The sequence below is a fragment of the Alteromonas sp. 1_MG-2023 genome (assembly GCF_030547075.1).
Lineage (GTDB): Bacteria > Pseudomonadota > Gammaproteobacteria > Enterobacterales > Alteromonadaceae > Alteromonas.
In genome coordinates this window covers 43,215-61,995 of the sequence record NZ_JAUOQH010000003.1, presented here as the reverse complement: position 1 = coordinate 61,995, position 18,781 = coordinate 43,215, and the positions used below count along the sequence as shown (strand labels likewise).

The 18,781-nt window shown below is 43.2% G+C and carries 23 protein-coding genes; 15 read left to right on the top strand and 8 right to left on the bottom strand.

The genetic code is table 11. The annotated features are described in order from the left end of the window. The first annotated feature begins 2 nt into the window (after positions 1–2). Positions 3–464, top strand: a complete 462-nt coding sequence (locus Q4561_RS03965; protein ID WP_303458118.1) for a type IV pilin protein — start codon at positions 3–5, stop codon at positions 462–464. 174 nt (positions 465–638) lie between these two features. On the opposite strand, the gene Q4561_RS03960 is transcribed toward Q4561_RS03965, so the two are convergent. From Q4561_RS03960 to Q4561_RS03945, 4 genes are read right to left on the bottom strand one after another with little or no spacing between them, the layout of a single operon-like run. After that, positions 639–1,199 carry a type II secretion system protein J gene (locus Q4561_RS03960; protein ID WP_303457750.1) on the bottom strand — a complete coding sequence of 187 codons (561 nt, stop codon included), beginning with the start codon at positions 1,197–1,199 and terminating at the stop codon, positions 639–641. Beyond that, positions 1,186–2,070, bottom strand: a complete 885-nt coding sequence (locus Q4561_RS03955; RefSeq protein ID WP_303457748.1) for a hypothetical protein — start codon at positions 2,068–2,070, stop codon at positions 1,186–1,188. The genes Q4561_RS03960 and Q4561_RS03955 overlap by 14 nt, the downstream gene beginning before the upstream one ends. Next, positions 2,060–2,659, bottom strand: coding sequence for a hypothetical protein (locus tag Q4561_RS03950; RefSeq protein ID WP_303457747.1), 600 nt, complete (start codon positions 2,657–2,659; stop codon positions 2,060–2,062). The genes Q4561_RS03955 and Q4561_RS03950 overlap by 11 nt, the downstream gene beginning before the upstream one ends. Next, the gene (locus tag Q4561_RS03945; RefSeq protein WP_303457746.1) at positions 2,653–3,168 is read right to left on the bottom strand and encodes a Tfp pilus assembly protein FimT/FimU; all 516 of its coding nucleotides are present in this window, start codon (positions 3,166–3,168) and stop codon (positions 2,653–2,655) included. The genes Q4561_RS03950 and Q4561_RS03945 overlap by 7 nt, the downstream gene beginning before the upstream one ends. A 79-nt stretch (positions 3,169–3,247) precedes the next feature. Here Q4561_RS03945 and Q4561_RS03940 point away from each other — a divergent pair, with 79 nt between their 5' ends. Beyond that, positions 3,248–3,634: a type IV pilin protein gene (locus tag Q4561_RS03940; RefSeq protein WP_303457744.1), complete on the top strand. Its 387-nt coding sequence runs from the start codon at positions 3,248–3,250 to the stop codon at positions 3,632–3,634. A gap of 201 nt (positions 3,635–3,835) precedes the next feature. Here the strand turns inward: Q4561_RS03940 and Q4561_RS03935 are convergent, their stop codons facing one another. Continuing rightward, on the bottom strand, positions 3,836–4,411 hold the full coding sequence (locus Q4561_RS03935) for a GspH/FimT family pseudopilin (protein WP_303457742.1): 576 nt from the start codon (positions 4,409–4,411) through the stop codon (positions 3,836–3,838). A 260-nt stretch (positions 4,412–4,671) separates the two neighbouring features. On the opposite strand from Q4561_RS03935, the gene nadE reads away from it, so the two are divergent. Beyond that, positions 4,672–5,505, top strand: coding sequence for an ammonia-dependent NAD(+) synthetase (gene nadE, locus Q4561_RS03930; RefSeq protein WP_303457740.1), 834 nt, complete (start codon positions 4,672–4,674; stop codon positions 5,503–5,505). Between the two features lie 5 nt (positions 5,506–5,510). Next, the gene (locus tag Q4561_RS03925) at positions 5,511–5,849 is read left to right on the top strand and encodes a P-II family nitrogen regulator (RefSeq protein WP_303457739.1); all 339 of its coding nucleotides are present in this window, start codon (positions 5,511–5,513) and stop codon (positions 5,847–5,849) included. Positions 5,850–5,955: 106 nt separating this feature from the next. Here the strand turns inward: Q4561_RS03925 and Q4561_RS03920 are convergent, their stop codons facing one another. Then, entirely contained in the window at positions 5,956–6,435 is a 480-nt protein-coding gene (locus tag Q4561_RS03920; protein WP_303457738.1) for a peptidylprolyl isomerase, read from the bottom strand. 53 nt (positions 6,436–6,488) lie between these two features. Continuing rightward, positions 6,489–7,487, bottom strand: a complete 999-nt coding sequence (locus Q4561_RS03915; RefSeq protein WP_303457737.1) for a folate-binding protein YgfZ — start codon at positions 7,485–7,487, stop codon at positions 6,489–6,491. Between the two features lie 213 nt (positions 7,488–7,700). Between Q4561_RS03915 and Q4561_RS03910 the strand changes: the two genes are divergently transcribed. From Q4561_RS03910 to Q4561_RS03900, 3 genes are read left to right on the top strand one after another with little or no spacing between them, the layout of a single operon-like run. Then, a complete protein-coding gene (locus Q4561_RS03910; protein ID WP_303457735.1) occupies positions 7,701–7,958 on the top strand; it encodes a succinate dehydrogenase assembly factor 2 in 258 nt (85 codons plus the stop codon). Next, entirely contained in the window at positions 7,939–8,445 is a 507-nt protein-coding gene (locus Q4561_RS03905; protein ID WP_303457733.1) for a protein YgfX, read from the top strand. The genes Q4561_RS03910 and Q4561_RS03905 overlap by 20 nt, the downstream gene beginning before the upstream one ends. Continuing rightward, on the top strand, positions 8,435–9,289 hold the full coding sequence (locus tag Q4561_RS03900) for a MaoC/PaaZ C-terminal domain-containing protein (protein ID WP_303457731.1): 855 nt from the start codon (positions 8,435–8,437) through the stop codon (positions 9,287–9,289). The genes Q4561_RS03905 and Q4561_RS03900 overlap by 11 nt, the downstream gene beginning before the upstream one ends. Before the next feature lie 97 nt (positions 9,290–9,386). Here Q4561_RS03900 and nadB read toward each other — a convergent pair whose 3' ends face one another. Beyond that, the gene (gene nadB / locus Q4561_RS03895; RefSeq protein ID WP_303457729.1) at positions 9,387–11,048 is read right to left on the bottom strand and encodes an L-aspartate oxidase; all 1,662 of its coding nucleotides are present in this window, start codon (positions 11,046–11,048) and stop codon (positions 9,387–9,389) included. Between the two features lie 196 nt (positions 11,049–11,244). Here nadB and rpoE point away from each other — a divergent pair, with 196 nt between their 5' ends. From rpoE to era, 8 genes are all read left to right on the top strand, one after another. Then, on the top strand, positions 11,245–11,823 hold the full coding sequence (gene rpoE, locus Q4561_RS03890) for an RNA polymerase sigma factor RpoE (RefSeq protein WP_013783342.1): 579 nt from the start codon (positions 11,245–11,247) through the stop codon (positions 11,821–11,823). An 89-nt stretch (positions 11,824–11,912) separates the two neighbouring features. Beyond that, positions 11,913–12,497, top strand: coding sequence for a sigma-E factor negative regulatory protein (locus tag Q4561_RS03885; RefSeq protein ID WP_303457728.1), 585 nt, complete (start codon positions 11,913–11,915; stop codon positions 12,495–12,497). Positions 12,498–12,530: 33 nt separating this feature from the next. Further along, on the top strand, positions 12,531–13,703 hold the full coding sequence (locus Q4561_RS03880) for a MucB/RseB C-terminal domain-containing protein (protein ID WP_303457726.1): 1,173 nt from the start codon (positions 12,531–12,533) through the stop codon (positions 13,701–13,703). Then, positions 13,703–14,143, top strand: coding sequence for a SoxR reducing system RseC family protein (locus tag Q4561_RS03875; protein WP_303457724.1), 441 nt, complete (start codon positions 13,703–13,705; stop codon positions 14,141–14,143). Before Q4561_RS03880 ends, Q4561_RS03875 begins: the two co-directional genes overlap by 1 nt. A gap of 196 nt (positions 14,144–14,339) precedes the next feature. Next, the gene (gene lepA, locus Q4561_RS03870; protein ID WP_303457723.1) at positions 14,340–16,136 is read left to right on the top strand and encodes a translation elongation factor 4; all 1,797 of its coding nucleotides are present in this window, start codon (positions 14,340–14,342) and stop codon (positions 16,134–16,136) included. Continuing rightward, positions 16,136–17,041: a signal peptidase I gene (lepB, locus tag Q4561_RS03865; protein ID WP_303457721.1), complete on the top strand. Its 906-nt coding sequence runs from the start codon at positions 16,136–16,138 to the stop codon at positions 17,039–17,041. Before lepA ends, lepB begins: the two co-directional genes overlap by 1 nt. Continuing rightward, positions 17,041–17,730 (top strand): ribonuclease III, encoded by a 690-nt coding sequence (gene rnc / locus Q4561_RS03860; protein ID WP_303457719.1) that lies wholly within the window; start codon positions 17,041–17,043, stop codon positions 17,728–17,730. Before lepB ends, rnc begins: the two co-directional genes overlap by 1 nt. Beyond that, positions 17,714–18,625: a GTPase Era gene (gene era, locus Q4561_RS03855; RefSeq protein ID WP_303457718.1), complete on the top strand. Its 912-nt coding sequence runs from the start codon at positions 17,714–17,716 to the stop codon at positions 18,623–18,625. The genes rnc and era overlap by 17 nt, the downstream gene beginning before the upstream one ends. The last annotated feature ends 156 nt before the right edge of the window (positions 18,626–18,781 follow it).

Sequence of the window (18,781 nt, the reverse complement as noted above, 5' to 3'; positions counted from 1 at the left end):
TTATAAATAGTAAGAAAAGTAATGGGTTCTCCCTCATTGAGTTAATGATTGTGGTGGCTATTGTTGGCATTCTTGCCGCGATTGCCTACCCGTCTTACCAATCTTTCATGACTGACGGTTATCGAGGTTCGGCGCAAGCAGACATGCTGGCATTTGCTGCCGCAATGGAACGTCATCATAGTGGCTCGTTTAGTTATAAAGGGGCAGGCCCAAGCGGCGGAGATACAGGCGCTCCTACTATTTTTGCCAGTTACTCGCCTGCTGCTGAATCTGCAGCGAACAAACGTTACGACCTCACCATAGTGTCTGCTGATGCAACCAGCTATCAACTGAAAGCTACTCCTGTTAGTGGTAGTCCTCAAGCTACAGACGGCGCCATATTTTACTTTAGTGATGGGCGCAAAGGTTGGGACGTAAATAACAATGGCTCGTTAGCTGCTGGCGAGTACTGCTGGTCTTGCTAGCATTGCGGTGTCAAAAAACACCCTAGAAAAGCGTGTCGCTGGTGCTACGACACCAGCGCTGCTATTCAAAGGGGACACAAGTTAAGCAAACACAAGTTATCCAATAAAGAGCGGTCATTAACTAGCTACTGTAAATATGTACCTTAACTTAAGTAAAACAGACATTACAAACGGCTAGGGCATCGGCGTAATAGTTGTTAAGTTCCCAAAATGCTGAATATCTTGCCAGTGCGATTGATAGGGAGGAGCGGTAGTAAATGTCAATTGCTCAGCAAAGTCCCCCGTTTTAGCACTATCATTTTCTTTACCTAACTTCGCAATAACTTCAATGTCCTGCGTTAATGTAATTGCCTTCAACGCGCTTGCTAAGCGGGTTACTTCTACTCCGGTTTTCTTATTATCCTTTTCAAGGTAAGCAACTTCTATCGAAGTTTTACTATTAGTGGTATTCACTGTATTAAGGCTCGACAGTAAGGTTTTACTGCTCGATGTCACTGGGAAGGCGGTGGGTGAGAGCAAGGGGTAAAGGTATTCCTCGGTATCAAGATTTTTTTGTATATCGGTTTGTGCGGAATCAAGTTGATGTTGTGCTTGCTGAATTACAACAAGTTGTTGCCATTGACCATGAATTTGTTGATACAACTTAAGTCCGGCGGTAAAAGCCAGAGCAAATAGCGCCGATGCGATAACCACTTCAATAAGTGAAAACCCCTGCGTGTTTTTAGTTAAAGTCATGCCAACTCCCTGGTACAGACTGCATTTTCTGTAATGCATTAATTTGTTGAAGGGTATGCAACACGATAGGATCAAAGTCGATGTTGCCATATAAGATGGTAGATACCTCCTCGTTACTTACCATAGCGCCGGTAAGCGCAGCAGAAAGTCCTATAGTCGCAGTTGGTTCGACGTTAGTGTTTGTCAGTAATACAACTAGCCCATAAAACTGTGCATGCGCATTCAGGGTGAAGTTACCTCCTTCTACTACCAGTAATAGAGGGCGGTCTGGTTCCCCGATGACTGAACTTGATGGAATATTACAATGCCCTCGGATCCAAAGTATCGGATGTACAGCAAGGTCATCACAATCTTTGTCTATTATCGATTCTGGAAAGTACAAAGGCGTTAAGCTGTTGGCTTCTCGATCAAAGAGGTGAGATAGAATTGGATTATTAGCGCCAGTAATAATATTGCCTGCTGGAATACGCACAAGTGCAGGGTAGCGCAAGAATGTTTGGCTAACGGTTATCGAAGAAGCAGGGTGAAACAATGAAACCTCAAACAGGGTGAGTTTTTGTCCTTCACTGCCCAAATACTCAGATGCTGCTACTGTTGCCAACGGATTTTCAGCGGCGGCTTTTTGCCAGTTGTCGCTGATGCGAAGTTTCCCAGTAATTAGCGTTAAGTCGCTTTGCAATTGATTCATGGTCTTACGGTAGCTATTACTGCTTTTGTTCGCTTGATATTCAGTTGCTAGTAGAGAGCTTGTTGCCCACAAAGCAAGGGTTATGAGACTTAAAAGTAACACCACCACGCTCAATACCACTGCCCCACGGGCGCGCTTATTGGTTGGTAATGATGTTAATTGGGAGCGTAATTTATATTTCATTAGGTACCCTTACGAGTATGTATTGCTCGGCAGTAAGGTTGCTTGATGCTTTACTTTGAAGTGCAAGGTGTACTTTATACACAGGGGCGTTATTGACTTTGGCGTGAAGTGTTATAGAAAATGCGGTTACTTTTATTTCTTTAGTATCGGTGAGGTCGTGCCATCCTCCTTGATCGCAGTTCTTCGTTGCTATACGATATTCCAGTGCATCATTGCGGAGTCTGAAACCAAGCAATTCAGCGGGGTTTTTCTTACTAATCTCACCATTAGCATTCTTGTCATAGGAAAATAGAATACAGGACCTATTAACTTCTGACGGGTGTTCGCTGATAGTGATAGTAGGAGGAAGTAGTGTGCTATCCGCTAAAATCTCTTCAAAAGTACGCGCCACGTAACCTGCACGTTTAAGTTGTAAGGCAATAGAGTGGCTAAGTAGGCGTAATTCACTATGCAAGGCTAGTTGTTGCTGAAAGTAGGTTAAATCTCTCGCTATATTGGCTGCGCCAATAGTAGAAAAAAGAATGAGAGTGGTGCTTAACGCCATCGCAATTGTAAGTTCAACTAGTGTGAAGCCAGAGAATTTTAGCATTGTGGAATATCCTCTAGTTCACTGGTTACGCAGTAACGAACTCTGCCTACGTTGTTGATAATAACTTTGCCTGTATACAAGGCGTTGCTAAACGTGATGGTTAAAGCGCTTCCAAAGCTCATTCCATGGGTACCATCAAAAATAAGCCCCGTTTTTTGATTTTTCGGTAGGCTGAAATCGGCATCATAGCTATTCACTAAAAGTCGTTTCTTTTGCGTTAACACGCGGCAGCTATTTTCGACACTGCAATCGCAATCATCGTCCGAGGTTAAGCTGATGCAGTGGTTACTAGAGGGATCTAACACCAAGGTAATTGCCGTGCGTTGAGTAATAGACAAGGCTCGCCCGTACTTGGCTATATCGGCGGTGTGTTTTAATACGCTGGTCATTGCATTTGCCAACCGCCACTCAATAAACGAGGGGGCTGCCACCGTTGCCAAAATGCCGATGATTGAAAGAATCACCAAAACTTCGAGTAAAGAAAAGCCCTTAACTTTGTTTAAAACCATGCCTTAGTCCGGTTAATTGTTATGCGTTTATTGCTAGGTTTAAAGCATAACTAATCAACTAAATGAGGGATGCTGTACTATGGAACGGAAAATAAATATATTGAAAACGAGGGGCTTTACGTTAATAGAATTGTTGGTGGCAGTAGCAATTATCGGTATCGTCTCTATGATTGCGATCCCTAGCTACTCTTCGACTATTGCACTTACCCAAAAGCACGAAACCATCAGCTATTTGCTGTCGTTGCAAATAAAACAAGAGCGCCATTGGCTGAGTAAAGGGGAGTATACGGATCTCAACGGATTACCCGCACCAAACATCGACGAAGTAATCTTGTCCTATTCGAAATTGAAGAATGGCAATTACAGTATTACCGCCTCACTAGGCTTTTTAGATAAATCGAACCCTTGTCGTTTACTAACAATTACCCCTACCGAGAACACCCCTCAAGAATGTTGGGGAAGGTAGCTCGAGTTTACATAGAATCTCTTCGGGGACGGTGGTTGGGTATAAAAGCAACGTATGACAGACAACCCATGCCAAGGAAAGCCATGCCAAGGAAAGCCATGCCAAGGAAAGCCAGGCAATTTATGTTAGCAAAACTAAGCAAAAATCCAAGCAAAAAGCTAAGGGCACACCGATAGCATGCCCTTTATTATTAAGAAAAAATTAAGGACAAGTAAGTGCTGTACCCGATAAATTTTCTTTAACACCATCATCGTCGCTATCGATGGCGACAGAGATTCGGCCGAAAAGAGAAAATAGTAGGGCTGAAGCATAAGATACATCTGCGCTATTCGGGCAAATTGTAATGGTTGCAGCGGTACTAATACTGCCTTGCTCGGTAAAGGTGACCGTGCCAGTAATGCCACTGATGGTATTGCCCGAATTTAGCGGGTCGCTACTGGCAATAAGCTCTTCGTTGGTATCTCTACTGCCATTACCGTTTTCATCAATAAATACCATCTTTGCATTTGCCCAATCGTTAACGCAGCTGCCGTAATCAGTGGTAGGGCACAGCAGTACATTAAATTGTTCGTCAACAGCAGTAAAACGCGCTTGCTGTGCAATTGCGCTCAACGTGTTTATATCTCCCGTCACTCTATTTTTGACTAAAATAGAATTTATAGACGGAGCTACAATACCAATTAATATCGCTAAGATAGCGACTGTAATAAGCATTTCTAATAGCGTTAGGCCGTTTTGATTGCGGGCAAAGCTGAAGGGGTTTGTTTTCACTGACATTTATTTACTAAGTTAATTTGTATTGATAATAACGTTAGCTTCAATTTATACAACAATAGATGCAAACATGGGCAAGTTTCCAAGGTAAACCAATTTACGCTGAAATGGGTATAAAAATTTAACGGTAGGCATGCTCTACGATACAAAAATTGATTAAATTTAGTGATTAATGACGTTTGAATTCTAATTCCACTAACATCTAAGACGAGTTTATCGTAAACTCAGGTATCAGGACGCCTACTCACTAATTGGACATTATAATGCAAAAACAAGCAGTTATTGAAGAAATGAAAGTGCTGCCTGAAATTGATGTGGCATTTGAAGTTACTCGTCGGGTCGCTTTCATTAAAAAGCAGCTTTTAACGTCAGGTTTGAATTCACTGGTGTTAGGTATAAGCGGCGGTATCGATTCTTGTACTCTGGGCAAACTAGCCCAGTTAGCAGTGAATGAGTTAAATAAAGAAAATCACGAAAATTTTCAATTTGTTGCCGTACGGTTACCGTATCAAACTCAGGCTGATGAAGCCGATGCTCAATTATCAATAGATTTCATTGAGCCTACCCATTCTGTGGCGGTTAATGTTCAGCCGGGTGCAGATGCAATTCATGCATCTACCACTGAATCACTTTCAAGTGTGGGTTTACTACCCGAAAGTGACGCTAAACGTGATTTTGTTAAAGGTAATGTGAAAGCAAGAACCCGTATGGTTATTCAGTACGAAATTGCAGGAATGGTTGATGGCCTAGTGCTCGGCACAGATCATTCTGCCGAAAATATTACGGGTTTCTATACTAAGTACGGCGATGGAGCGTGTGATTTAGCCCCTTTGTTTGGGCTTAGTAAACGTCAGGTTCGTCAGCTTGCCGCACATTTGGGTGCACCTCAAACGGTAATTACCAAAGCACCCACGGCCGATCTCGAAACCCTTGCGCCGCAAAAAGCCGACGAACAGGCGCTTGGCATGACGTACGACCAAATTGACGACTTTCTAGAAGGTAAATCAGTTTCTGCCGAGGTAGATGAAAAGTTGTTGTACATTTATCAGCGCACTCAGCACAAGCGCGTACCTATTCCAACCATTTATGATGAGTAGTTACCATGAAAAAGATTGAAGCGATAATTAAACCGTTCAAAATGGACGACGTAAGGGAAGCACTGGCCGATGTAGGTATAGCTGGTATGACGGTCTCTGAAGTTAAAGGCTTCGGACGACAAAAAGGACATACTGAGCTTTATCGCGGAGCCGAATACCAAGTAGATTTTCTACCAAAAATCAAAATAGAATTGGTACTTGATGATGAGCGAGTAGAACAAGCGATTGAAGCTATCGAAAACTCAGCAAAAACAGGCAAAATTGGTGACGGAAAAATATTCGTGTTTAACGTTGAATCTGCCGTGCGTATTCGTACCGGTGAACAAAACGAAGACGCTTTATAAAAAGCGGTGACATAATATGAATGCAAAAAAGGGAGCGTAAGCTCCCTTTTTAGTTTTTATATTTTGTATATGCTTGTTCGACTAGTCGGGTAAGCAAACAAAAAAATTAGTGCTCATGACCACCAGGACCATGTGCATGGCCATGCTCTAATTCTTCAGCAGTAGCGTCGCGTACATCAACGACTTCTACATCAAAAGTAAGCGGAATACCTGCAAGCGGGTGATTGCCATCAACAACAACTTCATCGTCAGATGTTTCGATTATAATAACCGACTGCTCACCTTCAGGAGTGGTTGCACGAAAAGACATGCCAACTTCAACATCCATCCCTTCAAACATTGAACTAGGTACGCGCTGAACGAGTTCATCAATACGTTCACCGTAGGCTTTTTCTGGCTCAACTGAAAGGTTGAACTTCTCGCCTTTTTCTTTACCCATCAATGCGTCTTCTAGTCCCTCAATGAGAAAGCGGCGCCCTTGAAGCACTACAAGTGGCTCCTTACCGGCTGATGAATCAAGCTCGGTACCGTCTTCAGTTGAAACGGTGTAGTGAAGGGTGACAACGCTGTCAGAGGTTATAGTCATAATTTGTCCTGTAGTTTTGCCCTTACGGGCGATGGTTTTAAATTTGGTTACGTTTATTTACGGTTTTTAACCAGAGCGCTTTTTGCTTGCTCAATGCTATACGGTAAAGGGCTAGGGTAGCAGGTAATTTCAACTTGATCAGCTAAGCGGTGAATATCCTGTTCAGTGGTATCATTTGAAAGTACCGCCATAAACCAAGTTTCTTCAGTAAGCTCGGCTGTTCGAATAACCATACCCGCGCGACGCCAGTTTTCACCCAACTGCTTTTCTAGCGTATCGCCCGCTTTAACATGTACCGCTTTGGGCACTGAAAAGCTGTACGCGGCACGCTTGTTTTTACCTAAGAAGCGAGTGCGAGCAACCACTTCTTGACCCATATAGCAGCCTTTATCGAAATCGATGCCGTTAAGCGCTTGTACATTCATCATTTGCGGCACGTATTCACTAATACCGGTCTCTTGAATAGAAGGTACAGCACTTTCTATCATAATAGCATCGTATACATTTTGTTCAAAAATGGAGCCGTTAGTGTCTTTTACTTTTTGTTCAAATTCTGAGGTTAGCGAAGACGCCAACACCACGTAATAGCCATTATGGCGTGTATCACTTTTAAATACCCAGCCGGCTTCGCTATGAACACTGGTCAATGGGTCACTTGGCAGTGTTTCGAAATAGGTGTTAAGCAACATCTGCGCTAAATTCTCGCCTAAGAAAAACTGAGTGTACTGATTGGTTTCATCGGTAATATCAACCTTTGAAAACACCCCATACTTATTCAGTTGAGCCAGTGAATGCGAGCCAGCATCTTTATTCGTTAGCATGAAAATGGAGTTGTTGTGACGAGCGACATAAGAAATAGACCACGTCTTCCCTTTATTATCGCAATGCGCACAGTGCCTAACGGTATTCTCATCCAATGCATTAATGTTTACAGTCACTTGACCATGCAGATAGCTATCAGCTTGCTCACCTTCTAATTTAATAGCCATATTGTCATTTAGCTTAATCGCATAATGCGAAGGTAATTCAGAAAGGGTCGTTAACGCTGTCATCAAAGGTTCCGAATGAAGAATTTATAATGTAGTAGGTGAGGGGTTTACACGCTTTATCAAGGGCAGGGGCACAGAATATCATCATTTGATTGCAAATCATGGCCTAGAAGGTGTTATTGAAACGGGTTTCTGGCTAAAAGGGCAGTGATCCATCGGCCTTCACCGTGGTAATATGATACTAGTATTTAAAATAATAACTAAGGCCGTAAATTTATGTTTGAGCCAAAAAGACGAGCTAGATTAAAATGGGCGTGCCGCAGAGGTATGCTTGAACTAGATGTGTTACTCATGCCTTTTGTTGATGAAGCTTTCGACTCGCTTGATTTCGAGCAACAAGTAATATTCGAACGCTTACTGACTAGCGACGATCCGGATTTATTTGCCTGGTTTATGGGGCATCAAAAGTGTGAAGATCCAGAATTAGCTGGCATGGTGTCTACCATCGTTAATCGTGTCAAAGTACAGGGTTAAACTTTATTACTCGCCTTGGCGATATGCAACAGGCTTCATTGTTCTTATTGCAGTCACAGGTTTCAGCCTTATTAACTTATCTGAAGCCTTGTGGACATGGGTTAGCCCCATGTGGCTTTTATTATGTATTCCATTGCTTGTTATATGTTACCTAAAAATAAAAAGCGGGATAGCCCATGCTGCCTTGTCATCATCATTTAATGATGTTTACACGCTAACAGATAATGGCACAATACGGGCTTTGATGATGTTGGGTGAAGAAATTTATGCACCTGCGGTAAATCTTCATCCTTCGTCTTTATTATTACCATGGGGCCTTACCCTTAATGTGGAACGAACCGCACGAAAATGGTACCAGCCTGATTACGAGCATGTACGCTGGGTTTTAAAAGGTGAATGCTCTGAAGCGGATTACCGACGTCTATGTCGGGCTATTATCTTTGCTCAAGGCGCTGGCCAAACAAGGAATAACATTGATGTTTCGTGAGTACTCAAAAGCTTTATTTAAACGTGTCGATACCCGACAGTTAATGCAATTTAAGCCGCCCACACTCCCTCCTCGCATTTATACCAAAAAAATTGATGTCGACAACAAGCATTATGGCGCTTTTTGCCAAGAAGTAGAGTGGCCCGATGCCGCTAAAATGCATCCTCTTTATTTACAAATGTTATCGCTGCCTCTTCAAATGCAGTGTTTACTAGACAAAAAAAGTCCTTTCCCCTTACTAGGATTAATACACGCTGCCAATCGGGTTGAGGTACTAGATGAATGTGACTTAAGCGATACTTTCGAGTGTCGCGTAAGGTTCAGCGATGTTAGGCCTCATTCCCGTGGTTGGGAGGTAGATGTATCATTAGAGGCATTTCAACAAGGCCGCTGCGTTTACAAAGCTATCAGTAGTTACTTGGTGAAAGTAAAAGCTGTGCATGTTGCCCCTAAAGCGCCTACACAAGATATAAAAGAAGCGTGCATTGATAGCCCGAAAAATTTATTATCAGAGCTAGATGTTACAGCGAATACCGGAAGGCGGTATGCAAAGACCTCTGGTGACTACAATCCAATTCACTTGTTTGGTTTAAGCGCAAAGCTATTTGGTTTTAAGCGCCCTATTGCCCATGGTATGTGGACGTTGGCTCGCGCATTATCGTTTGTGCCACTATCGGAAGGACAGCACATTTCAGATGTGGTATGTCGATTTAAACGCCCTGTTATGTTGCCTTGCCGTGTTAATGTTTATCAATTGTGCCGTGATGAAGACCGCTCAATTCTGGAAGTAACCAGTAGCGATGACCAACAGGTACATTTAGACGCAGAAGTCTCCACGCTTTAAGTTAGAAAATGAGCCCTGCTTCCTAGTGTAAACAAGCTTATTTACATAAGCTTGTTTACACCAGCGTTATTCGTAACCGCTCTGGCGAATAAAAGCGCTAAGAAATAAGCGTTCCTGGTACCGAGGGTAGGGCCTCTTTTTCTGGGCACAAGAATGTTGGTTTAGGGTTTTCTAGCTGTCCTGGATGGTCCAAATTAAAGTGCAGACCACGACTTTCTTTACGTTGCATGGCGCAGCGCACAATTAATTCAGCTACCGTAACCAAGTTTCTTAATTCAAGAAGATTATTGCTAACCCTGAAATGCGCGTAGTATTCAGCAATTTCCTGTTCCAGCAAGTTTATTCGACGCATGGCGCGCTCTAACCGTTTGTCAGTGCGAACAATACCTACGTAATCCCACATAAATAGGCGCAGTTCATGCCAGTTATGTTGAATAATAACTTCTTCATCAGAGTTCGATACCTGACTTTCATCCCATGGCAGAATGGCTTCTTCACAAGACGCAGAAGGTAATTTAGCAATAATATGTTCAGCCGCCGCGCTGGCAAACACAACACATTCTAACAGTGAGTTAGATGCCATACGGTTTGCGCCATGTAAGCCTGTGTAAGCCACTTCACCAATAGCGTATACGTTAGTTAAATCGGTCTTGCCGTTAAAGTCAGTTACCACACCACCACAGCTGTAATGAGCAGCAGGCACCACAGGAATAGGTTCGCGAGTAATATCGATACCTAACGAGCGGCACTTACGGTAAATATTAGGAAAGTGCTTAACAATAAAATCAGCAGGCTTGTGGCTGATATCTAAATACATGCAGTCTGCACCAAGGCGTTTCATTTCATAATCGATGGCACGAGCAACCACGTCCCGGGGGGCTAAATCGCCACGTTCATCAAATTTATGCATAAAACGAGTGCCATCTGCATGGCATAGGTTCGCACCTTCACCACGAAGTGCTTCGGTAATAAGAAAGTTTCTGGCTTGCGGGTGGAATAAACACGTAGGGTGGAATTGATTAAATTCCATATTGGCCACACGACAACCCGCTCGCCACGCCATTGCAATACCGTCGCCGCTTGATACATCTGGGTTGGAAGTATACTGATAAACTTTACTGCCACCACCGGTTGCTAACGAAATGAAAGGTGCGCGAATGACTTCAACATGCTCTTGTTGACGGTTCCATACATACGCACCAATAATTCGCTTTTTATCGTCTTTTGATGGAATAAGATCGATAGCATTGTAACGTTCAAATACATGAATGTTAGGGTGTGCAGAAACCGCATCGTTTAACGTTATTTGTAATGCTTCGCCGGTGGCATCAGCCGCATGTAGAATACGCCGGTGGCTATGCCCACCTTCACGGGTAAGGTGAAAACGTTCTTCACCAGACTCTGTTGTTTCGGTATCAAACGGCACGCCGTAACCGATAAGCCAGCTAAGGGCATCTTTTGCTCGTTCGGTAGTAAAGCGTACGGCAGGTTCATCGCATAGGTCGCCGCCTGCTTTTAACGTATCTTGTACGTGAGCATCAATAGAGTCTTGTTCATCAAAGACCGCAGCAATGCCACCTTGGGCATAACGGGTAGAACCTTCGTTGCGATCGCTCTTACTGAGGACAATAACCTGACAGTGGTCTGCAAGCCTTAATGCAAGGCTTAGCCCAGCAGCTCCGCTACCTATAATCAGTACATCACATCGGTGTTCAATGGAATTTGATGTGGAAGTTAGTGAAGATGACACTGATTTCATGTATTTTTGTATATATTAAACGAGCAAAGGTTCGGCAAGTCTAAAGGATGAGTGGCAAAACACAATGATCCAAATGACTTTGTCTCAGCATTTTTAACTATTTTTAATGCTTACACCGAACTTTTTGCAACAGTGTGCGTCTACATCAATGCTTGTTAGAGCTATTGTGTAGTTGAAGTTAGGAGTAATGGCTCGAATGAGCGAGCAGATAACCGACCAACAATTGGTCGAAAAAGTACAGCGTGGCGATAAAAATGCATTTAACTTACTGGTAACTCGCTATCAGCACAAAGTAATGCACTTGGTATCGCGCTATGTAAAGAACAGCGGTGATGTGGCTGATGTTACCCAAGAAGCGTTTATTAAAGCTTACCGGGCATTACCAAACTTTCGTGGTGACAGTGCGTTTTATACTTGGTTATACCGTATTGCGGTTAACAGTGCTAAAAACTATCTTGTTGCGCAGGGAAGGAAGCCACCCGCTAGTGATGTCGACGCAGACGAAGCAGACTTCTATGAAGGCAGTGATGCACTTAAAGAGCAATCCACGCCAGAACGCAGTTTGTTAACGGATGAAATTGAAGAAACCTTATTCAAAGTGGTGGAAAAGTTACCCGATGACCTTCGTATGGCCATAACACTTCGAGAAATTGAAGGGTTAAGTTATGAGGAAATTGCAAACGTGATGGCGTGCCCTGTAGGTACAGTTAGGTCACGAATTTTCCGGGCTCGGGAGGCTATCGATAAAGTGATTCAACCATTGTTAGAAAATTAAATATAATGAAAATGAACTTTCATTATGTTGAGCAGACTAACAGCTGTGTTAGGGTAATAATTGGTCACAGTTGATCAGGAAATGATTTTATGACGCAACAGCAAGAAAATTTGTCCGCTTTTATGGATGGCGAAATAGATGGCGATGCAATCATTGAAGCGATTAAGCAAGATGAAGAATTGCAAGCCAAATGGCAACGCTACCATGTTATTAGAGGCGCAATGCGCAAAGAAGCAAGTGTGGCTCCGCAGTTAGATATTACTGCTAGTGTCGCTGCTGCGCTTGAAGATGAGCCTGCTATTGTCGCGCCGAAAGCTTCACGTTGGCGTTCAATTCCAGTTATTGGCAGTGTGGTTCCGTTTGCGAAACAGTCTGGTCAGTTTGCAGTGGCAGCATCAGTAGCTGTAGCCGTGATTTTAGGTGTTCAGCACTTCAATCAACCTGCGCCAACTGAACCTTTCATGACGGCACCAACAGCAGGTCCTCAAGGTGGTTTAGCACCAGTTAGTTTAGAGCAGACTCGTGCGTTACCCCGTAATGATATGAATGAAGTTTTAGAGAAAAAGCGTAAAATTAATGCACTGATTGCTGATCATGAGCAACAAGTGAAATTGAAACAAGCGCAAGACTCTGAAGCTGACGATGTTGAGGCGAGTGCTGATAACCGCCCATAAGACATCTGTAAACGTTTGTAAGAATATCGTTTAATGAAAATAGATTATCGTAATAACGTACCAGCACCTTGTGTGCTGGTACGCGTGTTTTTAGCTAACGTAAAATTAAGCGTCTTTGTTCGCTTCTTCTCTATGACTATGTGTGGGCTCTTTGTTTCCTTTGGCTCCCTAGCGCAAGAGTATACTTCTACTCAGGCCACTGAAACTCTACAATCCCAAGAAACCTCTGGTGATTTAAGCACTTTAAGTGCAGCGTCAGTAGTGCCTGTAACAAACTTAGAATCTACTGAATTGGTGGTCGCTAATCCGCACCCTCAGTCTACATCCGACTGGCTGATGCAGTTAAGTGAAGTGGTTAGAACCAGTAACTTTGAAGTTGCTTTTGTGCAAAGCAGAGCTGGGCGTGAAACCATTCCTTTTTTATGGCGCCACGGAGTACTTGAAGATGGCACCAGCATGGAGCAACTAAACTTACAAAATGGCCCCGGCCGAGAGCAAATCCGTGTTGATGGTATTGTGAGTGTATTTGAGCCAGATGTGTCGCCCTATAGTTTGCGCTCTGAATTTATCAATGGCCCTATTCCCAGTGAACTACTTCACCACCCAGAAAGACTAAAAAGCGGTTACGAATTTGTGTCTGTAGGCAGAGCACGAGTAGCCGGCAGACCAGCTCAACAAATCCGTATTGTTAGTCGTGACAACAGCCGCTTCAGCTACCAGTTATGGCTAGATGAAGATACCGGCATGGTATTAAAGCTTAATATGCTCGACTTGCAAGGCGGCTTGTTAGAACAAATTCAAGTGACCTCGCTTAAAATTACCGACGCGCCTGATGAATACTTTGATCGCATCAATCAAGCTTCTTTGCCTAAGCCTATGGCGTTAACTCAAAAGCAGTCGCGACAGCCTAATTGGGAAGTGAAGTATTTACCTAACGGCATGGAAGAAGTTAGAGGCGATACCCGACGTCTAGCGTTAACTGGCCAAGTAGTAGAATACAAGATGTATAGCGATGGCTTGGTGGATGTATCTGTTTATGTTCAACCAGCAAACGACGCGCTAGGCGGTGATTTAGTACTTAGAAACGATTTAAGCACCTTTCTTACGCTGACTGATGGTAATACTCAAGTGACTGTAGTGGGTGAAATTCCGCCCCAAACGGCGAATGCTATTGCCACATCACTTTCTCAGATAGTAGAAAAGTAATGATTACCGAAACCGCCCGTGTTGTTGCTGTCGATGGTGATTTAATTACGGTAGAGGCAGCGATTAAATCGACCTGTAGTAGCTGCCAAGCCCAAAGCGACTGTGGCACTGGAGCGATATCGAGAGCCTTAGCCCCTAAAACCCAGCAACTTACTTTACGCTCACCTATGCCAGTTACAATTGGGCAAGACGTCACAGTAGGTGTGCCAGAGGAAGGAGTGTTAAGCGCGTCAGCATGGCTGTATTTATTGCCACTGCTGATTTTTATCGCTATTTTTGCATTTGCAAATGCTACCCTTCCATCCATTGGGCTTAATCATGAGTTGTGGGGGCTAATCCCTTCTATTGCATTGACCTTAATTACTTATAAAGCCATCGCATTTAGGCTTAAAAGGCTTGATAGAGGTAAATTCCAACCTGTATTGTTAAATACTGTCTAAACTGCAACTTGCCAAAATCGATACTAGGATGGTTACTTTGGCTTACACTTAGCTAAGCTTTATTAATATAACCCTCAAGCTTATTCGCTTTTATGTGAATAAATGGGTAAAATCCGCACGCGCTAGCTACAACACAAACTATAGCTACCAATCTTTTTTATATTAATGAATTTTTCTGCAGGTAATTTCCAGCATTATGCAACAATCGCACATTCGTAACTTCAGTATTATTGCTCACATCGATCACGGTAAATCGACTCTGTCTGACCGTCTTATTCAACATTGTGGCGGGCTATCCGATCGAGAAATGAACGAACAAGTTCTTGATTCTATGGACTTAGAGCGTGAGCGTGGTATTACCATAAAAGCGCAGAGTGTTACGCTTAACTACACCGCATTAAATGGTGAAACTTATCAGCTGAACTTTATCGATACGCCAGGACACGTAGACTTCACGTATGAAGTATCTCGTTCTCTTGCGGCGTGTGAAGGTGCATTGTTGGTAGTAGATGCAGGGCAGGGCGTTGAAGCACAAACCCTAGCTAACTGTTATACCGCGATGGATATGGACATGGAAGTGGTACCTATTTTGAACAAAATAGACTTACCACAAGCAGAACCAGAGCGTGTAGCTGAAGAAATTGAAGACATTGTTGGTATTGATGCTATTGATGCTGTGCGTTGCTCAGCGAAGACAGGCATTGGTATTGAAGATGTGCTTGAAGTTATTGTAAATAAAATTCCTCCTCCTGGCGGCAACCGTGAAGAGCCGCTTAAAGCGCTTATCATCGATTCATGGTTCGATAACTACCAAGGGGTAGTGTCACTCGTTCGAATTGTAGAAGGCGAGTTGACTAAAAAAGATAAAATTCAAATTATGTCGAATGGTCAAACTCACCAAGTCGACAAAATAGGTGTGTTCACACCAAAAGCATTAGATACAGGTGTACTTCGCGCTGGTGAAGTAGGTTTCATTATTGCCGGTATCAAAGACATTCAAGGTGCGCCTGTTGGCGATACTATCACGCTTGCTAAACAGCCAGCAGTAGGTGCCTTACCGGGATTCAAGAAAGTAAAACCTCAGGTATATGCGGGTATATTCCCTATTAGCTCTGATGATTATGAAGACTTCCGTGATGCACTGGCTAAACTAAGCTTAAACGATGCTTCATTGTTTTATGAGCCAGAAAGTTCTCAAGCGCTTGGTTTTGGATTCCGTATCGGCTTCCTTGGCATGCTTCACATGGAAATTATTCAAGAACGTTTAGAACGTGAATATGATCTTGGCCTAATTACCACGGCACCAACGGTAATCTACGAAGTAGAAACCACCAAAGGTGAAATTTTAAGTTGTGATAACCCCTCTAAGTTACCAGCAACCAATGATATTGCGGAAATTCGCGAGCCTTTAGTTGAAGCAAATATTCTGGTACCGCAAGAATACCTCGGTAACGTTATTACTTTGTGTGTTGAAAAACGTGGTATGCAAACCGCAATGACGTATCACGGTAAGCAAGTAGCCGTTACCTACGAACTGCCAATGGCAGAAGTGGTACTAGACTTCTTTGACCGTTTGAAATCAACCAGTCGTGGTTTTGCTTCACTTGATTATAACTTCAAGCGCTTCCAAGTTTCAGACATGGTACGTGTAGATATTATGATTAACGGCGAACGAGTAGATGCATTAGCGATGATCACTCACCGCGACAATTCACAAGGCCGAGGACGAGAGCTAGTAGAAAAACTACGTGAGCTTATTCCTCGCCAAATGTTTGATATTGCTATTCAAGCTGCTATCGGTAACCACATTATTGCCCGTAGTACGGTGAAACAATTACGTAAGAACGTTATCGCTAAGTGTTACGGCGGTGACGTAAGCCGTAAGAAAAAGCTGTTACAAAAACAAAAAGACGGAAAGAAACGAATGAAACAGGTAGGTAATGTTGAATTACCGCAGGATGCATTCCTGGCGATATTGAAGGTAGGTAAGTAATGGCAAATTACTTTTCGCTTATTTTAGTACTTCTTACGCTTACAACGGGCCTTATATGGTTAGTTGATAGCATGGTGTTAGCACCAAAACGAAAAGCTCGTTTGCAAGAATCTGCAAAAGCGGAAGGCGCGAACGTTGCGGGGGAGCCCCAACTTCCTTATTTAGTTGATACGTCGCAGCAAATATTCCCCGTTATTGCCTTTGTGCTTGTGTTGCGCTCGTTTATTTATGAACCGTTTCAGATTCCATCGGGTTCGATGATGCCAACGCTATTAGTGGGCGACTTCATTCTGGTTGAAAAGTTTTCTTATGGCATTAAAGACCCTGTTTTTCGTAGCAAACTAGTAGAAACAGGCGTACCAGAGCGCGGTGACGTAGTGGTATTTAAATACCCTGAAGACACCTCGGTAGACTACATAAAACGTGTTATTGGCTTACCAGGTGACACAGTGGTTTATCAAGATAAACAAGTTTATATCAAGTCGAAGTGTGAAGGCGCATCGAAAGATTGCGGCAAACTTACTGCGATGCCATTAGATTTTGTCGGCCGCGATGAATTTGTTCAGGATATGGCTAAGCTTATGCGCTACACCGAAACACTTGGTGATCGCGAGCATGACATATTGCGCCATCCTGTAAGGGAAATTTCTTCAAGTAACTTTTATACTCAACCTGGCACCCGCAGCAATGAGTGGATTGTGCCTGAGGGTCATTACTTTGTATTAGGTGATAACCGTGACAATAGTCGTGATAGCCGTTTTTGGGGTTTTGTACCAGACGCTAACTTAGTCGGTAAGGCTGTTGCTATTTGGATCTCATTTGAGTTTGAACGCAGACCTGATGACATATTACCAACATGGATCCCGACAGGCGTGCGATTTGAACGTACAGGTGGCATTAATTAATGCAGGGTATTGATAAATTTATTCGCCTAAACAAGGCAATTGGTTACACCTTTAAAGATGATGCGCTTTTAGAGCAGGCATTAACCCATCGAAGTGCCGCAAAGCAGCATAATGAACGATTAGAATTCCTCGGTGACGCCATCTTAGGCATGGTCATTGGTGAGACCTTATTTAAGCGTTTCCCAGATGTGCCTGAAGGAAAGCTAACCCGTATGCGTTCAACCCTTGTGAAGGGTGATACTTTGGCAGAACTTGCTCGTGAAGCGAGTATGGGTGAGTTGTTAAATTTAGGCCCAGGTGAGCTAAAAAGTGGCGGTCATCGCCGTAGCTCAATTTTAGCCGATGCGGTAGAAGCTTTGTTAGGTGCCATCTATTTAGATTCAGGCATGGATGAAGTGCGGGATGTTATTTTTCGTTTGTGGGAAAGCCGGATTGAGTCGCTTAACCCAAATGCGCATCCTAAAGACAGTAAAACCCGTCTGCAAGAATACTTGCAAGGGCGAAAACTGCCACTACCTACCTATGAGGTAACGTCTATATCTGGTAAAGATCACGCTCAAGTGTTTGAAGTAAGCTGTAAAGTTACCACGTTAGAGAAACCCGTTTTGGCATCTGGAAATAGCCGAAGAAAAGCCGAGCAGGAAGCCGCTAGACTTACCTTGGAGACACTCGATGACACAGCCAAATGATACAACCCGATGCGGCTTAGTTGCTATTGTAGGTCGTCCGAACGTAGGTAAATCAACCCTTTTGAACCGTTTGCTTGGGCAAAAAGTGAGTATTACCTCGCGCAAGCCGCAAACCACTCGTCACCGTATTTTAGGTATCGACACAGAAGGCGATTATCAAGCTATCTATGTAGATACCCCAGGGCTTCATAGCGAAGAAAAAAGCGCCATGAATCGCTACATGAACCGCGCCGCATCAAGTTCCCTAGCGGAAGTTGGCTTAGTGTTGTTCGTGATAGAAGGGACTCGCTGGAACGAAGACGATGAGATGGTATTGTCTAAAGTAAAAGCGTCTGGTCTACCTTGCTACCTTATTGTCAATAAAATGGACAAAGTAGAAGATAAAGAAGCTTTTATGGTTCATCTTCAAGGGTTAGCAGAGAAACATAAGTTCGAACATATCATTCCCATTAGCGCTAAACAGGGCAAAATGATTGATGGTATTCGCGAGCTAGTGGCAAAGAGTTTGCCTGAAAGTGAATTTTTCTTCCCTGAAGATTACATTACCGATCGCTCCAGCCGATTTATGGCCGCTGAAATTATTCGCGAAAAGCTTATGCGTTTTACCGGGGATGAACTTCCTTACGCGACTACCGTAGAAATTGAACAGTTTAAGCTAGCTGAAAATGGCGTATACCGCATCAGTGGGCTTATTCTTGTAGAGCGTGAAACGCAAAAACGTATGATTATTGGTAAAGGTGGGAAGCACCTGAAAACCATTGGTGAGCATGCCCGTAAAGATATGGAAAACCTTTTCGACAATAAAGTTTTCTTAGAAATGTGGGTTAAAGTGAAGCAGGGTTGGGCTGATGATGAACGTGCGTTGCGTTCACTTGGGTATTCAGACGAAAGCTAACCATTCACTATTGATAGTTTATCGTCTGTTGGTTGATTGGTTAAGCGCTAAGCGTACAATGCTCAAGTTAATCATTAATAGCATTAGTCACCAATAGAATTAATTACCAAAAATGCGTTCGCCAATAAGATTTATCGTGAATATAATTAAGTGACT

What these genes read in the sequence shown, in the direction of transcription:
- Q4561_RS03960 (WP_303457750.1), bottom strand. Translation starts at nt 1,199, where the DNA reads ATGACTTTAACTAAAAACACGCAGGGGTTTTCACTTATTGAAGTGGTT.
- Q4561_RS03955 (WP_303457748.1), bottom strand. Translation starts at nt 2,070, where the DNA reads ATGAAATATAAATTACGCTCCCAATTAACATCATTACCAACCAATAAG.
- Q4561_RS03950 (WP_303457747.1), bottom strand. Translation starts at nt 2,659, where the DNA reads ATGCTAAAATTCTCTGGCTTCACACTAGTTGAACTTACAATTGCGATG.
- Q4561_RS03945 (WP_303457746.1), bottom strand. Translation starts at nt 3,168, where the DNA reads ATGGTTTTAAACAAAGTTAAGGGCTTTTCTTTACTCGAAGTTTTGGTG.
- Q4561_RS03940 (WP_303457744.1), top strand. Translation starts at nt 3,248, where the DNA reads ATGGAACGGAAAATAAATATATTGAAAACGAGGGGCTTTACGTTAATA.
- Q4561_RS03935 (WP_303457742.1), bottom strand. Translation starts at nt 4,411, where the DNA reads ATGTCAGTGAAAACAAACCCCTTCAGCTTTGCCCGCAATCAAAACGGC.
- nadE (WP_303457740.1), top strand. Translation starts at nt 4,672, where the DNA reads ATGCAAAAACAAGCAGTTATTGAAGAAATGAAAGTGCTGCCTGAAATT.
- Q4561_RS03925 (WP_303457739.1), top strand. Translation starts at nt 5,511, where the DNA reads ATGAAAAAGATTGAAGCGATAATTAAACCGTTCAAAATGGACGACGTA.
- Q4561_RS03920 (WP_303457738.1), bottom strand. Translation starts at nt 6,435, where the DNA reads ATGACTATAACCTCTGACAGCGTTGTCACCCTTCACTACACCGTTTCA.
- Q4561_RS03915 (WP_303457737.1), bottom strand. Translation starts at nt 7,487, where the DNA reads ATGACAGCGTTAACGACCCTTTCTGAATTACCTTCGCATTATGCGATT.
- Q4561_RS03910 (WP_303457735.1), top strand. Translation starts at nt 7,701, where the DNA reads ATGTTTGAGCCAAAAAGACGAGCTAGATTAAAATGGGCGTGCCGCAGA.
- Q4561_RS03900 (WP_303457731.1), top strand. Translation starts at nt 8,435, where the DNA reads ATGTTTCGTGAGTACTCAAAAGCTTTATTTAAACGTGTCGATACCCGA.
- nadB (WP_303457729.1), bottom strand. Translation starts at nt 11,048, where the DNA reads ATGAAATCAGTGTCATCTTCACTAACTTCCACATCAAATTCCATTGAA.
- rpoE (WP_013783342.1), top strand. Translation starts at nt 11,245, where the DNA reads ATGAGCGAGCAGATAACCGACCAACAATTGGTCGAAAAAGTACAGCGT.
- Q4561_RS03885 (WP_303457728.1), top strand. Translation starts at nt 11,913, where the DNA reads ATGACGCAACAGCAAGAAAATTTGTCCGCTTTTATGGATGGCGAAATA.
- Q4561_RS03880 (WP_303457726.1), top strand. Translation starts at nt 12,531, where the DNA reads ATGAAAATAGATTATCGTAATAACGTACCAGCACCTTGTGTGCTGGTA.
- Q4561_RS03875 (WP_303457724.1), top strand. Translation starts at nt 13,703, where the DNA reads ATGATTACCGAAACCGCCCGTGTTGTTGCTGTCGATGGTGATTTAATT.
- lepA (WP_303457723.1), top strand. Translation starts at nt 14,340, where the DNA reads ATGCAACAATCGCACATTCGTAACTTCAGTATTATTGCTCACATCGAT.
- lepB (WP_303457721.1), top strand. Translation starts at nt 16,136, where the DNA reads ATGGCAAATTACTTTTCGCTTATTTTAGTACTTCTTACGCTTACAACG.
- rnc (WP_303457719.1), top strand. Translation starts at nt 17,041, where the DNA reads ATGCAGGGTATTGATAAATTTATTCGCCTAAACAAGGCAATTGGTTAC.
- era (WP_303457718.1), top strand. Translation starts at nt 17,714, where the DNA reads ATGACACAGCCAAATGATACAACCCGATGCGGCTTAGTTGCTATTGTA.